Origin of the sequence: Paracoccus aerodenitrificans (assembly GCF_027913215.1) — a bacterium.
Lineage (GTDB): Bacteria > Pseudomonadota > Alphaproteobacteria > Rhodobacterales > Rhodobacteraceae > Paracoccus > Paracoccus aerodenitrificans.
The window spans coordinates 1,651,126-1,664,590 of sequence record NZ_CP115784.1; the positions used below are offsets into that span (position 1 = coordinate 1,651,126).

Annotated in this window: 10 protein-coding genes; 7 read left to right on the forward strand and 3 right to left on the reverse strand. The window is 61.2% G+C overall.

The window, feature by feature from the left end; translation table 11 throughout:
- Positions 1-9 precede the first annotated feature (9 nt).
- The 4 genes from xdhB to guaD all read left to right on the forward strand — a co-directional run bounded on the left by xdhB (position 10) and on the right by guaD (position 5,995).
- Complete coding sequence (gene xdhB, locus PAE61_RS09555; protein WP_271115062.1) at positions 10-2,334, forward strand: xanthine dehydrogenase molybdopterin binding subunit; 2,325 nt, start codon at positions 10-12, stop codon at positions 2,332-2,334.
- Entirely contained in the window at positions 2,334-3,185 is an 852-nt protein-coding gene (gene xdhC, locus PAE61_RS09560) for a xanthine dehydrogenase accessory protein XdhC (protein ID WP_271115063.1), read from the forward strand. Before xdhB ends, xdhC begins: the two co-directional genes overlap by 1 nt.
- Before the next feature lie 95 nt (positions 3,186-3,280).
- Entirely contained in the window at positions 3,281-4,582 is a 1,302-nt protein-coding gene (locus PAE61_RS09565) for an NCS2 family permease (RefSeq protein ID WP_271115064.1), read from the forward strand.
- Between the two features lie 96 nt (positions 4,583-4,678).
- On the forward strand, positions 4,679-5,995 hold the full coding sequence (guaD, locus tag PAE61_RS09570) for a guanine deaminase (protein WP_271115065.1): 1,317 nt from the start codon (positions 4,679-4,681) through the stop codon (positions 5,993-5,995).
- A 331-nt stretch (positions 5,996-6,326) separates the two neighbouring features.
- Here guaD and PAE61_RS09575 read toward each other — a convergent pair whose 3' ends face one another.
- Positions 6,327-8,624 carry a ComEC/Rec2 family competence protein gene (locus tag PAE61_RS09575; RefSeq protein ID WP_271115066.1) on the reverse strand — a complete coding sequence of 766 codons (2,298 nt, stop codon included), beginning with the start codon at positions 8,622-8,624 and terminating at the stop codon, positions 6,327-6,329.
- 110 nt (positions 8,625-8,734) lie between these two features.
- Here PAE61_RS09575 and gltX point away from each other — a divergent pair, with 110 nt between their 5' ends.
- Both gltX and gltA read left to right on the forward strand, forming a co-directional pair.
- Positions 8,735-10,117 carry a glutamate--tRNA ligase gene (gltX, locus tag PAE61_RS09580; protein ID WP_271112171.1) on the forward strand — a complete coding sequence of 461 codons (1,383 nt, stop codon included), beginning with the start codon at positions 8,735-8,737 and terminating at the stop codon, positions 10,115-10,117.
- 53 nt (positions 10,118-10,170) lie between these two features.
- Positions 10,171-11,463 (forward strand): citrate synthase, encoded by a 1,293-nt coding sequence (gene gltA / locus PAE61_RS09585; protein ID WP_271112172.1) that lies wholly within the window; start codon positions 10,171-10,173, stop codon positions 11,461-11,463.
- A 122-nt stretch (positions 11,464-11,585) separates the two neighbouring features.
- Here the strand turns inward: gltA and PAE61_RS09590 are convergent, their stop codons facing one another.
- A complete protein-coding gene (locus tag PAE61_RS09590) occupies positions 11,586-12,143 on the reverse strand; it encodes a biotin transporter BioY (protein ID WP_271112173.1) in 558 nt (185 codons plus the stop codon).
- A 116-nt stretch (positions 12,144-12,259) separates the two neighbouring features.
- Between PAE61_RS09590 and PAE61_RS09595 the strand changes: the two genes are divergently transcribed.
- A complete protein-coding gene (locus tag PAE61_RS09595) occupies positions 12,260-12,922 on the forward strand; it encodes an SDR family NAD(P)-dependent oxidoreductase (RefSeq protein WP_271112174.1) in 663 nt (220 codons plus the stop codon).
- Between the two features lie 85 nt (positions 12,923-13,007).
- Here PAE61_RS09595 and atpC read toward each other — a convergent pair whose 3' ends face one another.
- Complete coding sequence (gene atpC / locus PAE61_RS09600; protein WP_271112175.1) at positions 13,008-13,460, reverse strand: ATP synthase F1 subunit epsilon; 453 nt, start codon at positions 13,458-13,460, stop codon at positions 13,008-13,010.
- Between the last annotated feature and the right edge of the window lie 5 nt (positions 13,461-13,465).

The window sequence follows — 13,465 nt, forward strand, 5'->3', positions numbered from 1 at the left end:
AGGAATGTCATGAAAGATCACCTTCCCGTCGCCGGCAGCGCCCATCAGGAGCTTCAGCATGACAGCGCCACCAAGCATGTCAGCGGTCGCGCCGAATATACCGACGATATCAGCGAACCGCAGGGGACACTGCATGCCTATTTTGGCGTGTCCGGCGTGGCGCATGGGCACATCCGCAGCATGGATCTGGAAAAAATCCGCAAAGCGCCCGGCGTGATTGATGTTCTGACCGCGGACGACATTCCCGGCCATAACGATATCAGCCCGACCGGACGCAATGACGAACCGGTCTTTCCCGTCGACACCATCGAATATCACGGCCAGCCGCTTTTTGCGGTGATCGCCACGACGCGCGACCTTGCCCGCCGCGCCGCCGAACTGGCCGATATCGACTGTGAGGAACTGCCCCACGCACTCGATCCGATCAGCGCTGAGGACGCCGGAATGCCGATGGTGACCGAGCCGCTGCAATTGCAGCGCGGAGATGTCGCGGAAGGCTTTTCCGCCTCGGCCCATCGGATTGGCGGGCGCATGACGATTGGCGGACAAGATCATATGTATCTGGAGGGCCAGATCGCCTTCGCCATTCCGGGCGAGGATGACGACGTGATCGTGAATTGCTCGACCCAGCACCCAAGCGAGGCGCAGCACATGGTCGCCCATGTGCTTGGGGTGCCCTCTAACGCGGTGACGGTGAATGTCCGCCGCATGGGAGGCGGGTTCGGCGGCAAGGAAAGCCAGATGAATATCTTCGCGGCGGTTGCTGCCGTGGCCGCCAAGAAGCTGAACCGTCCGGTAAAGATCCGTCCCGACCGCGATCAGGATATGACCGCGACGGGAAAGCGGCATGATTTCGTCGTCGATTATGAGTGCGGCTTTGACGAAGACGGGCGCATTCAGGCGGTCGAGGGGCGTTTCTCGGCGCGGTGCGGATATTCCTCGGATCTGTCAGGTCCGGTTACGGACCGGGCGCTGTTCCATGCCGATAACGCCTATTTCTACCCGCATGTGCGGCTGAACTCACGCCCGCAAAAGACAAATACCGTCTCGAATACGGCGTTTCGCGGCTTTGGCGGACCGCAAGGTGTGATCGTGGCCGAACGGATGATCGAGGAAATCGCCTACCGCCTTGGCCGCGACCCGCTGGAGATCCGCAAGGCGAATTTCTATGGCGGGCCGGGGCGGGATCTGACGCCCTATCACCAGACGGTCGAGGATAATATCATTGGCCGGATCGTCGATGAGCTTGAGACGAGTTGCGATTATGCAAACCGCCGCCGCGCGATCATCGAGGCGAACCGGCACAGCCCGGTCATCCGCTGCGGCATCGCCCTGACCCCGGTCAAGTTCGGTATCTCGTTCACGGCCACGCATTACAATCAGGCCGGATCGCTGATCCATATCTATAGCGACGGCTCGATCCACCTCAATCACGGCGGCACCGAGATGGGTCAGGGGCTGAACACCAAGGTCGCTCAGGTGGTCGCGGAAGCGCTTCAGGTCGATTTCGACCGCATCAAGATCACCCGGACCACGACCGAGAAAGTCCCCAACACCTCGGCCACCGCCGCATCCAGCGGATCGGATCTGAACGGCATGGCGGCGCTGAACGCTGCGGAACAGCTTAAGGAACGGCTGATCGCTTTCGCGGCGGAAAAATGGAAGATCGACCGGTCCCGGATCAGCTTTCAGCCCAATACCGTGCGTATCGGCGATGAGGTCATCAGCTTCGATGAACTGGTCAGACAGGCTTATATGGCGCGTGTCCATCTGTCAGCCGCGGGGTTCTACAAGACGCCGAAAATCCACTGGGACCGCGCGGCGGGCAAGGGCCGGCCTTTCTATTACTTTGCCTATGGCGCGGCCTGTTCCGAGGTTTCAATCGATACACTGACCGGAGAATACCGCGTCGAGCGCACCGATATCCTGCATGATGTCGGACGCTCGCTGAACCCTGCCCTCGACAAAGGCCAGGTCGAGGGCGCGTTCATTCAGGGCATGGGCTGGTTGACCACAGAGGAACTCTGGTGGGACGATAAGGGCCGTCTGCGCACCCATGCCCCCTCAACCTATAAAATTCCTCTGGCCAGCGACCGTCCGCGCATCTTCAATGTCGCCCTCGCCGACTGGTCCGAGAACCGGGAAATGACGATCAAACGCTCCAAGGCCGTGGGCGAGCCGCCCTTCATGCTGGGGATCTCGGTGTTCGAGGCGATCTCGATGGCGGTGGCAAGCGTTGCGGATTACCGCGAATGCCCGCGCCTCGATGCGCCTGCCACGCCGGAACGGGTTCTGCTGGCGGTCGAAAGGCTGAAGCAGCGGGGAGAGGGCTGATGAAATTCAGCGCTCTGCTTTCAGAGTTCCTGTCTCAGCCCGGCCCGGCGGCGCATCTGCGCATAACCGCATTGCGCGGTTCCTCGCCGCGAGAGGTCGGTGCTCAGATGTTTGTGCGCGATCACGGCATTTGCGGCACGATCGGCGGTGGGCAGCTTGAATACCGTGCAATCGCGGCCGCACGGAAAATGCTGGCAGCGGGCGATGTCGCCGCCTCTCTGGACCTTCCCCTCGGCCCCGAGATCGGCCAATGCTGCGGCGGCCGGGTCGAAATCCTCGCCACACGGATGAGCGAGCGCGACAAGAACAAGGCCCTGCTGGACGCACAGGCAGATGATGACGCCCTGCCCTCGGTCTATATCCTCGGCGCGGGCCATGTCGGACGGGCGCTTGCCGATCAGTTCCAGCATCTGCCGGTGCGCAGCGTGCTGGTCGATCAGCGGCGCGAAGAGCTTTCCCTGAACCGCGCCGAGGTCGAAACGCGGCTGAGCGCGATCCCGGAATTCGAGATCATGACCGCCCTGCCCGGCAGCGCGTTTATCGTGCTTACCCATGATCACGGGCTGGATTTCCTGCTGGCCTCTGCGGCTTTGCAGCGGAACGATGCCGCCTATGTCGGGATGATCGGATCGGCGACAAAGCTGGCGAAATTCCGAAGCTGGAGTGCTGCGCAATGCGGCGATCTGCAAGCCGACCGGCTGATTTGTCCTATCGGCGCACAGGGAAGTCGCGATAAACGACCGGCGGTCATTGCCAGCTTTGTCGCCGCCGAGGTCATGGCGGCCTTGACCAGCCAGCCTGCGACTGGGAAGGACTACTGGGACATATCCATGCGCATCGCCGGAGAATGACCATCAACCGGCCAGAACCGCCGAGAGACGCGCTTCTGCCATAAGAAATCGTAAGGCCGACCGTCAGGACATGGCCGGAACTTGAGGGAGGAAAAATGCTAGACAAATTCTTCGGCCTGACGGCCAAGGGAACCAGTGTCAGGACAGAGGTGATCGCAGGTGTCACCACATTCCTGACAATGGCCTATATCATCTTCGTGAACCCGGAAATCCTGTCATCGACGGGAATGGATCGCGACGCTGTGTTTATCGCCACCTGCCTTGCCGCTGCGCTCGGCTCGGCCATCATGGCGCTCTGGGCCAACTGGCCCATCGGCATGGCACCCGGCATGGGGCTGAATGCATTCTTCGCCTTCACCGTGGTCGGCGCACTTGGCTTCACATGGCAACAGGCTTTGGGCGCGGTGTTCATCTCTGGCATCGTGTTCCTGTTCCTATCCGTCACCGGCATCAGACGCTGGCTGATTGCCGGGATCCCGAACTCGATGCGCAGCGCCATTGCAGCGGGGATCGGGATGTTCCTTGGCCTGATCGCGCTGCAAAGCTCTGGCATCGTGGTGGATAATCCCGCGACTCTTGTCGGGATGGGAGATCTGACTCAGGCCGGTGCGCTGCTGGCGATTGCCGGGTTTTTCATCATCGCGGCGCTGGATGCGCTGAACGTACGGGGCGCGATCCTGATCGGGATTCTTGTCGTGACGCTGATCTCTATCGCATTGGGTGTCAGCGCATTTGGCGGCGTGGTGTCGATGCCGCCCTCTATCGCACCGACATTCATGCAGCTTGATCTTGCCGGCGCTCTGACCGTTGGGATCTTCCATGTCATTCTGGTCATGGTGCTGGTCGAGGTCTTCGACGCCACCGGCACGCTGATCGGAGTCGCCAAGCGTGCCGGTCTGCTGGTCGAAGGTCCCGCCCATACGAATAAGGGTCTGGGACGGGCGCTGATGGCGGATTCGACCGCGATCCTTGCCGGGTCCATGCTTGGCACCAGCTCGACCACCGCCTATGTCGAAAGCGCCTCGGGCGTGCAGGCTGGCGGACGGACGGGGCTGACCGCGCTTGTCGTGGCGGTGATGTTCCTGCTGGCCATGTTCTTTGCACCGCTGGCCGGATCGGTTCCGGCATATGCAACCGCGCCCGCGCTGCTTTATGTCGCCTGCCTGATGGTCCGCGAATTCTCGGAAATAGCATGGGACGACGTGACAGAGGCCGCCCCCGCCGTGCTGACGGCACTGATGATGCCGTTCACCTATTCCATCGCGAATGGTCTGGCCTGCGGCTTCATCAGCTATGCAGCCATAAAACTGGCGACCGGTCGGGCACGGGATGTGCATATCGCGACATGGATCGTGGCGGCGCTTTTCGTGATCCGCTTCGCCTTCTTCACCGAGTAACGCAATCTCCGGCACCCCGTCAGGGATGGGGTGCCGGTCCCCAGCAAACAGGCCAAGCCGCCACGCGCTTCAGCCTGCCCGGACCCGAAAGCCGATATGACAGACACCCCACGCAAATTGCTGAGAGGCCGTGTCCTCAGCTTCCACTCAGAGCCTCGGGACGAATCCGACCGGGACGCCTTCGACTATATCGAGGATGGCGCGATCCTGATATCCGACGGGCTGATCGAGGCTGCCGGTCCCTACGCACAGCTTTCGGCCATTGCGGGCGACGCCGAGATCGTCGACCACCGGCCCTGCCTGCTGATGCCGGGTTTCATCGACACGCATCTTCACTTTCCGCAGGTTCAGGTCATTGCCTCATGGGGCGCTCAGCTTCTGGACTGGCTGAATGATTACACCTTCCCCGAAGAAGCGCGGTTTTCCGATCAGGATCACTGCACAGAGATGGCCTCGGCCTTTTACGACCTGCTGATCGGCCACGGCACGACCACCGCGGTTGCATATTGCAGCGTTCACCCCGCATCTGCCGAGGCCTATTTCACCGAGGCCGCCCGCCGCAATATGCGCATGATAGGCGGCAAGGTGATGATGGACCGGAACGCCCCGGAAAATCTGCGCGATACTGCCCGGGACAGCTATGAGGACAGCAAGGCGCTGATCGACAGATGGCATGGAAAGGGCCGCGCCCATTATGCGATCTCACCGCGTTTTGCGATCACCTCGACACCAGAACAGCTTGAGATGGCGGGCGCTCTGGTCGCCGAACACCCGGATTGCTATGTCCAGACCCATCTCAGTGAAAACCACGACGAAATCGCCTTCGTGGGTGAGCTGTTCCCCGACGCGCCCGATTATCTTGGGGTTTACGAAAAATACGGGCTGCTGCACGACAAGATGTTGCTCGGCCATTGTGTCCATCTGAAACCGCGTGAAATCGACGTTCTGGCCGAGACCGGGGCGAAGCCCGTCTTCTGCCCGACCTCGAATCTGTTTCTGGGCAGCGGTCTGTTCGACGATGCCGGGCTGCGCAAGAAGGGCATCACCAATGCGATTGCGACCGATATTGGCGGCGGGACCAGCTATTCCATGCTGAGGACGCTGGATGAGGGATATAAGATCCTGCAATTGCAGAACCAGAAACTGCATCCGATGCGGGCATTCCACTGGATCACGCGCGGAAATGCCGTGGCGCTTGGGCTGGCCGATAAAATCGGCACGCTCGCGCCGGGCAGTGAGGCCGATATCGTGGTGCTCGACGCACATGCGACACCGGCAATGGCGTTGCGGATGCAGCGGGCCGAGACCCTGTCAGAGGAGTTGTTTATCCTGCAAAACCTCGGCGATGACCGTGCGATAACGCAGGTCTATGTCGCCGGAGTAAGTATGAAAGCAGGGACGCAGGCCACCTGAGCGCCGACGCGGATAACAGCCCGGTTGCGGCCCGCCAGTCCGCAGCTTACAGAGGGTCCAACCCGCAAGGACCGGATTCACCAGCAGCCCATGAAACCGCATTTGTCACCATTTGCACGACCCGCGCGTCTCGGCGCGATGCTGACCGGGCTGTGTCTTCTGGCCGGATGCGGAGATCATTCGGGGGATTATCCCGCGCTGCTGCCGACCGATCAAATTCTGGCGGAACCCTCGATCCCCGGCCATGCCGCAATCGCCGCTGGCGACCCGGATCAGGTCGTTTCAGATCTGGAATCGGCAGGCGCGGCACTTGCCGTCTCATCGGCAGAGGTCAGGGCGGCGCCTGCCGCCAATGCCGATGCGCTGTCCTCGCGGGCGCAAGCATTGCGCGAACGTGCGGCCGCCCTGTCGAGAACCGATCTGGACTGTGAAGACCCCTCCGATCCTGCAAGCTGTGGGGAATAGGCCCGGCTGCGACGTGCTGGATGACGCGCCGATCATTCCAGGGCCTGTGACCCGTCACGTCAGAGCTGGTTCGGATGACAAGCTGTCCCTCACGCACATCAAGCGCGACCGCACCTGTCTCGCTTAACCTGCTGCTATCGAAAAGCAGGCATCCAGTGCCCGGATCTTCCGCCCTTTCGTTCGTGACGATGATCCGCCCCGGACGGCACTGACCCGGAACAAGTGCCGACGAACCCTTTCCGGTCAAATGCACAAGCAGATACGAACCGAACTGCGCGGAACGCTGTTTTGTCGGGCCGTGCCAGGCCGGACGCTGTGCGGATTGGCTCTGCGATGCCAGATCGCCATCTTTTTCCAGCCATTTCCCGACAGTAAATGCGCCGCCCTGCGCTTTCGAGACCGCCCTCCCGGAGGAGGTCATTACGCCGACAGCATCGCCTTCGGGCGAAATCAGAACCGCTGGACGCTTTTCCGTCGCCCACAAAATCCCGCAAGCCGCCAGAATCGCAACCCCGGCCAGCAGGCGCGGGTTTTTCCACGCCGGGATCGCGCCGGATTGAGACAGCAGGATCAGGATACTGCCGGAACCGAATAAGGGCAGCACATAAGGTCCCGGTTGCAGGATAGAACTGACAGCACCGCTCAGTCCGGCAACCCACTGACCTACATTCAGCATCCAGGCCGTCCCGAGCCCCATCAACCATAATGCAGGGTCCTCAAGCCCGGTCAGGGAAAGAAACGCGGCAACCGGTCCCATCGGCATGATCAAGATGCCAGTCACCGGGACCACCAGCAGATTGGCCAGCACACCGTAATGCGCCATCCGGCTGAAATGCGCCGCCGCAATCGGCGAGGTCGCAAGCCCCGCCGCAACCGAAGAAAGAACCAGCATCAGCACCGGGCGCATCAGCCAGTGCAGCGCTCTGGTCCGTTTTTGCCAGGGCGGAAAGATCAGGATCAGAGTGACCGTCGCGGCAAAGCTCATCTGAAAACCCGGCGTCAGAAGCGCTTCCGGTGCGGCGGCAAGGATCAGCACCGCCGCCAGCGATACGGTGCGCAGAGACAAGGCCCGCCGACCGACCAGAATCGCCCCCATCATCACCGCCACCATCAGAAAGGCGCGTTCGGTCGCAACCCCGCCTCCGGACAGCCACAGATAGCCGGCCGAGGCGAAAATCGCACAGAGAGCCGCAAATTTATGCGCAGGCAGGCCCCGCGCCGTTCCGCTGACGGCCTGAAAAGCAACGATAACGCAGCGCAGAGCCGCATAGACGAACCCGGCCAGCATTCCCATATGCAGCCCCGAGATAGAGATAATGTGATACAGGTTGGAATCCCGCATCATCTGATTGGTCTTTTCCGAGATGCCGCTGCGATCGCCCGTCATCAGCGCTGCCGCCACCGCTCCGGCCTGACCACCGATTCGCTGCTGCATCGCGGCGGACAGCGTCATTCTCAGCCTGTGGAGACGCAGCGCACCGCCGGGTTCAGGCGGAGCCGCGATCATCACGGGAGAGCGCGTATAGCCGACCGCGCCCAGTCGTTGAAACCAGGCGGATCGGCGGAAATCGAAACCGCCGGGTTCTGCCGGGCCGGGCGGCGGGCCGAGATGTCCTGTCAGCATCACACGGGTTCCCGGCGCAGCCGCCTGCGTCACCCCGCCGGGCAGCGAAATACGCACCCGCTCCGGCACGCGATCAGGGGCCATGCGTGCAAGGCGCACCCGGTCCAGTGTCAGCCTCAGCCGGTCGCGACCGGACCGGTCCACCTGAACCACCCGCCCCTCAATCGGGCCATAATAGCGAAAATTCAGCACCGGCGCATCGACTCGAAGCGCCCTCAGCCCGGTCAACGCAAATCCCGCCGCCGTCAGCATCAGCGCAAATCCGGTCAGCCTGACAGCCTCGGCGGCCCTGCCCTGATGGCGACGCCGCCACATCGCCAGACCGGCCAGCAAAAGAAACGCTGCAAGCAGGCAGGCCGCAACGCCCGGCTGAAACGGCAGGGAAAACCACAGCCCGATCCCCGCCGCCATCCAGACAGGAGCCCAGGGCATCAGCCCGACATGAAGATCCGCCTGCCCCGGCCGCATATCGTCTTGGACAGATGACGTTCGGAAAAACCGGAAAACGGGCCAGTCAGGGATGGAGGCGGCGGATGGCATTCTTGTTCTTTCCCGGACCCTTCGCTATCCCTCGGCCAACACTGCACCGAAACACGTTGAAAACAGGTTAAGGCACCCTGCCCTGCCTGATTCTGACCGAAAGGCATCACATGACAGACGCCGTCGTCACCCGCTTTGCCCCCTCTCCGACCGGATATCTTCATATCGGAGGCGCCCGGACCGCCCTGTTCAACTGGCTTTACGCCAGAGGCAATGGCGGGAAATTCCTGCTGCGGATCGAGGATACGGACCGCGCACGTTCCACACCCGAGGCAACCGAGGCGATTCTGGACGGGCTTCGCTGGCTTGGTCTCGATTGGGACGGAGAGCCTGTCAGCCAGTATGCACGCGCCGACCGCCACGCGGAAATCGCCCATCAGATGCTGGGAAACGGCCATGCCTATCGCTGTTATGCCTCGCCCGACGAAATCGCCGCCTGGCGTGAAGCGAACCCGAACCGTCCCTTCCAGTCGCCCTGGCGGGACCGCTCGGATCATCCCCATGCAAGGTATGTCATCCGGCTGAAGGCCCCGCGCGACGGAGAAACCGTCATTGCCGATGCCGTGCAGGGCGATGTCACATTCCGTAACGACCAGTTGGACGACATGGTGCTGCTACGCAGCGATGGCAGCCCGACCTATATGCATGCAGTCGTGGTGGACGATCACGATATGGGCGTCACCCATATCATCCGCGGCGACGATCACCTGACCAATGCGGCGCGTCAGGCTCAGATCTATGACGCAATGGGCTGGAAACGCCCGGTTTTCGCGCATATTCCGCTCATCCACGGGACAGATGGCAAGAAATTGTCCAAACGTCACGGTGCGGTCGGGCTGCATGAATACGCGGCAATGGGCTATCCGGCCCGGGCGATGCGGAATTACCTGGCCCGGCTGGGATGGGCGCATGGCGATGACGAGTTGTTCACAGATGAGCAAGCCCGAGAATGGTTCGATCTGGACGGGATCGGCCGCGCCCCGGCAAGGCTGGATTTCAAGAAACTGGAACATGTCTCGGGCTGGCATATCTCGCAGATGGACGACGCGGACCTGCTGGATGAGCTGGCCGCTTATCGCGCCGCGAATGATCAGCCCGCGCTGAGCGAGATCCAGATTTCCCGCCTGCGCCCTATCCTTTCCCTGCTGAAAGAAAAGGCAAAAACCCTTCCTGCCCTGCTGGAGCAGGCCCATTTTGCCCTGATCGAGAGGCCTGTCGAAGCGGATGAAAAAGCGGCCAAAAACCTCGATCCGGTATCCCGTGGTATGCTGTCGGAATTGACTGCCGCACTGCAGCATGATAACTGGACCCGAGACGAGTTGGAGCAGGCTGCGAAGACCGTCGCAGAGGCGCACGGGCTTGGTCTGGGCAAAATTGCGGCACCTTTGCGGACTGCCCTGGCTGGGAAAACCTCGACCCCCAGCGTGTTCGACATGATGCTTGCGCTTGGCCGCGATGAGGCTCTGGCGCGACTGGAAGATCAGGCGGGCTAGCCCGCTCACATATCCGGCGCCCTCCCGCGCCGGTCCAAGCGAAGGAAACCGGAATGGCTGATAATAAACCTGCTATCCTGTCTGTTTACGGCAAGGAAATAGAACTTCCCGTGCTGCAACCGACAGTCGGGCCGGAAGTCCTGGATATCCGCAAGCTCTATGGTCAGGGCGACGTGTTTACCTATGATCCGGGCTTCACCTCGACCGCGTCCTGCGATTCGGCGATCACCTATATTGACGGCGATCAGGGAGAGCTGTGGTATCGCGGTTATCCAATCGAGCAACTGGCCGAAAAATCGCATTATCTGGAAGTGTGTTATCTGCTGCTTTACGGTGAACTGCCCGACCAGCAGCAACTGGAAGATTTCGAAAACCGCGTGACCCATCACACGATGGTGCACGAGCAGATGCATAATTTCTTCCGCGGTTTCCGCCGTGACGCGCACCCGATGGCCACGATGGTCGGCGTGGTCGGCGCGATGTCGGCCTTCTATCACGATTCGACCGATATCAGCGATCCGTGGCAGCGTGAGGTCGCCTCGATCCGGCTGATCGCGAAACTGCCAACGATTGCGGCGATGGCCTATAAATATTCGATCGGTCAGCCCTTCGTCTATCCGCGCAACGATCTCGATTACGCGTCGAACTTTCTGCATATGTGCTTTGCCGTCCCGGCAGCACCTTATGAGGTCAACCCGGCTCTGGCCAAGGCAATGGACCGGATCTTCACGCTGCATGCGGATCACGAACAGAACGCCTCGACCTCGACCGTGCGTCTGGCCGGGTCGTCGGGTGCGAACCCCTTCGCCTGTATCGCGGCGGGTATTGCCTGCCTGTGGGGTCCCGCGCATGGTGGTGCCAACCAGGCGGCGCTGGAAATGCTGCAGGAAATCGGCAGCGTTGACCGCATCCCGGAATATATCGCCCGCGCCAAGGACAAGGACGATCCGTTCCGCCTGATGGGCTTCGGTCACCGCGTCTACAAGAATTTCGACCCGCGCGCGAAGGTGATGAAGGAATCCGCTGACGAGGTTCTGGACCTGCTGGGGATCGAGAATAACGAGACTCTGAAAGTCGCCAAAGAGCTGGAGCGGATCGCGCTTGAGGATGATTACTTCGTCTCGAAAAAGCTCTATCCGAATGTGGATTTCTATTCCGGCATTATCTTGTCGGCGATGGGCTTCCCGACCTCGATGTTCACCCCCATCTTCGCGCTGTCACGGACCGTGGGCTGGATCTCGCAGTGGAAAGAAATGCTGAGCGATCCGCAGAACAAGATCGGCCGCCCGCGTCAGCTTTATGTGGGTGAGCTGAAGCGCGACTATATCGACGTCGCAAAGCGCTGATCCTTCCTGAACGATAAAGCAGCCCCGGATTTCCGGGGCTGCTTTTTTTGCCGTTCAGCGGGTCCTGACATCAAAAAACGCCGCCCCGAGGGGCGGCGTTCTGAAAGATCCGATTGTAAGGATCAGCGGCGGTTCAGCAGCGACCAGCCAGCCTTGACGGCCATTGCCGCAATCGCGGCCTTGACCACGCCACCGATCAGGAACGGCACCATTCCTGCCATCATCGCGGCCTGCCAGTCCAGCCCGGTCACGGCTTTCAGAGCCACCACGCCCGGCACGAACAGCAACATTCCGGGGATAATCGCCGCCGCGAAAAGGCGCAGGAAGCCACGGTCGAAGCCGCGCTCAACCATGAAACCGGTCAGCCATGCCATGCCGACAAAGCCGAACAGGAAGCCCGAGGTCGGCCCCATCATATAAACCGGCCCCGCCCCGCCATTCGAGAAAACCGGCAGGCCCATCGCACCCTCGGCCAGGTAGGCGATCAGCGTCACCGCCGCCAGACGCGACCCATAGGTCAGCCCGATCAGCGAAATTGCCAGCGTCTGCAGCGTCATCGGCACGGGGAACATCGGCACCGAGACCTGCGCGGAAAATGCGACAAGCATCGTGCCGGCCAGTACCAGCACAGCGTTTGTCAAAAGCGACCGGCTTGGAATCGCCGCTTGGGTGAATGTCATGGAACTGCCCTTTTTGGAGTATTGATCATATGTGATTTTTTGCCGCATCGTGGCGGAAAGTCAATGTTACAGAGTTGTCTTGCGCTTGCTTCGGCACTGTGCAACAGGCTTCGCACATGAACACGGAACGCATGAAAACCGCGCTTGTCACCGGCGCGTCGCGCGGGTTGGGGGCGGCACTTGCCGAAGCTCTCGGGGCGCGTGGTTTCCATATTATCGCCGTGGCGCGAACCACTGGCGGGCTGGAAGAACTGGATGACCGCATTCGCGCGGCGGGTGACGCGGCTGCGACTCTGGCCCCGATGGACGTGACCGAGCCAGCCGCGATGATGCAGCTTGCAGGCGCCATTGCTCAGCGTTGGGGCGGGCTGGATATCTGGGCGCATTGCGCGATCCACGCAGCACCGCTGACCCCGTCCGGTCATGTGGACGGCAAGGACTGGACGAAATCTCTCGATATCAACGCCACCGCCACGCAAAATCTGATCGGACTGACAGAGCCTCTGCTTCAGGCGCGAAAAGGCATGGCGATTATTCCGGACGATCCGCGCGGCGGCCAGAAATTCTTCGGAGCCTATGGGGCAAGCAAGGCCGCGCAGATCGCTCTGGCCAGAAGCTGGCAGGCGGAAACCGAAAAACTTGGCCCCCGCGTCCTGATCCCGCAGCCCGCGCCAATGCCGACAGCCACACGTGCCCGCTTCTTCCCCGGAGAGGATCGCAGCGCGTTATCTGCCTGCAAGACCGAGGCGGAAAAGATCCTTTCAGAAGCGGGGCTTTGATCTTCATCTGAAGACCGGCCCGTCAGAACGAATGGAAAAAGCCCCGGAGATTTCCGGGGCTTTTCCTGTTCCGAAGACTGAATGATCAGTTCGAAGAGTCGGACGAATATTTATAAAGCCCGATCTGAGTGCCAAGCGCTTCCATATCAGCCAGCAGCTTGGCAGCAGAGGCGACGACTTCTTCAGCGCCGTGCTTTTGCTCTTCAGCTTCAGCAGCCTTTTTCTTGCGTTCGGCCGCCCGCATCATCTCATCGAACGCGTCCTGATCCATCTCTTCCTTCTTGCGGCCGATTTCAGCCAGAAGAGAAAGCGATTCATTGTTGATCTCGGCGAAACCACCCGAGATCGCGAATTGATGCTCGGATCCCTGTTCGTCGATCACCGTGACCAGACCGGGGCGCAGATTGACGATGGCGGGCGCATGGCCCGGCATCGCCGACAGATCGCCGTTTTCGCCGGGAAGGCGCACCTCGCGCACAGAGACGGACATCAGATTCCGCTCTGGTGCGACGAGGTCGAACTGCATGGTATCGGCCATGAGAC

Excerpts from the sequence above, each read along its gene's own strand:
- atpC (WP_271112175.1), bottom strand. The coding sequence starts at position 13,460 with ATGGCCGATACCATGCAGTTCGACCTCGTCGCACCAGAGCGGAATCTG.
- gltX (WP_271112171.1), top strand. The coding sequence starts at position 8,735 with ATGACAGACGCCGTCGTCACCCGCTTTGCCCCCTCTCCGACCGGATAT.
- xdhB (WP_271115062.1), top strand. The coding sequence starts at position 10 with ATGAAAGATCACCTTCCCGTCGCCGGCAGCGCCCATCAGGAGCTTCAG.
- guaD (WP_271115065.1), top strand. The coding sequence starts at position 4,679 with ATGACAGACACCCCACGCAAATTGCTGAGAGGCCGTGTCCTCAGCTTC.
- gltA (WP_271112172.1), top strand. The coding sequence starts at position 10,171 with ATGGCTGATAATAAACCTGCTATCCTGTCTGTTTACGGCAAGGAAATA.
- xdhC (WP_271115063.1), top strand. The coding sequence starts at position 2,334 with ATGAAATTCAGCGCTCTGCTTTCAGAGTTCCTGTCTCAGCCCGGCCCG.
- PAE61_RS09590 (WP_271112173.1), bottom strand. The coding sequence starts at position 12,143 with ATGACATTCACCCAAGCGGCGATTCCAAGCCGGTCGCTTTTGACAAAC.
- PAE61_RS09575 (WP_271115066.1), bottom strand. The coding sequence starts at position 8,624 with ATGCCATCCGCCGCCTCCATCCCTGACTGGCCCGTTTTCCGGTTTTTC.
- PAE61_RS09565 (WP_271115064.1), top strand. The coding sequence starts at position 3,281 with ATGCTAGACAAATTCTTCGGCCTGACGGCCAAGGGAACCAGTGTCAGG.
- PAE61_RS09595 (WP_271112174.1), top strand. The coding sequence starts at position 12,260 with ATGAACACGGAACGCATGAAAACCGCGCTTGTCACCGGCGCGTCGCGC.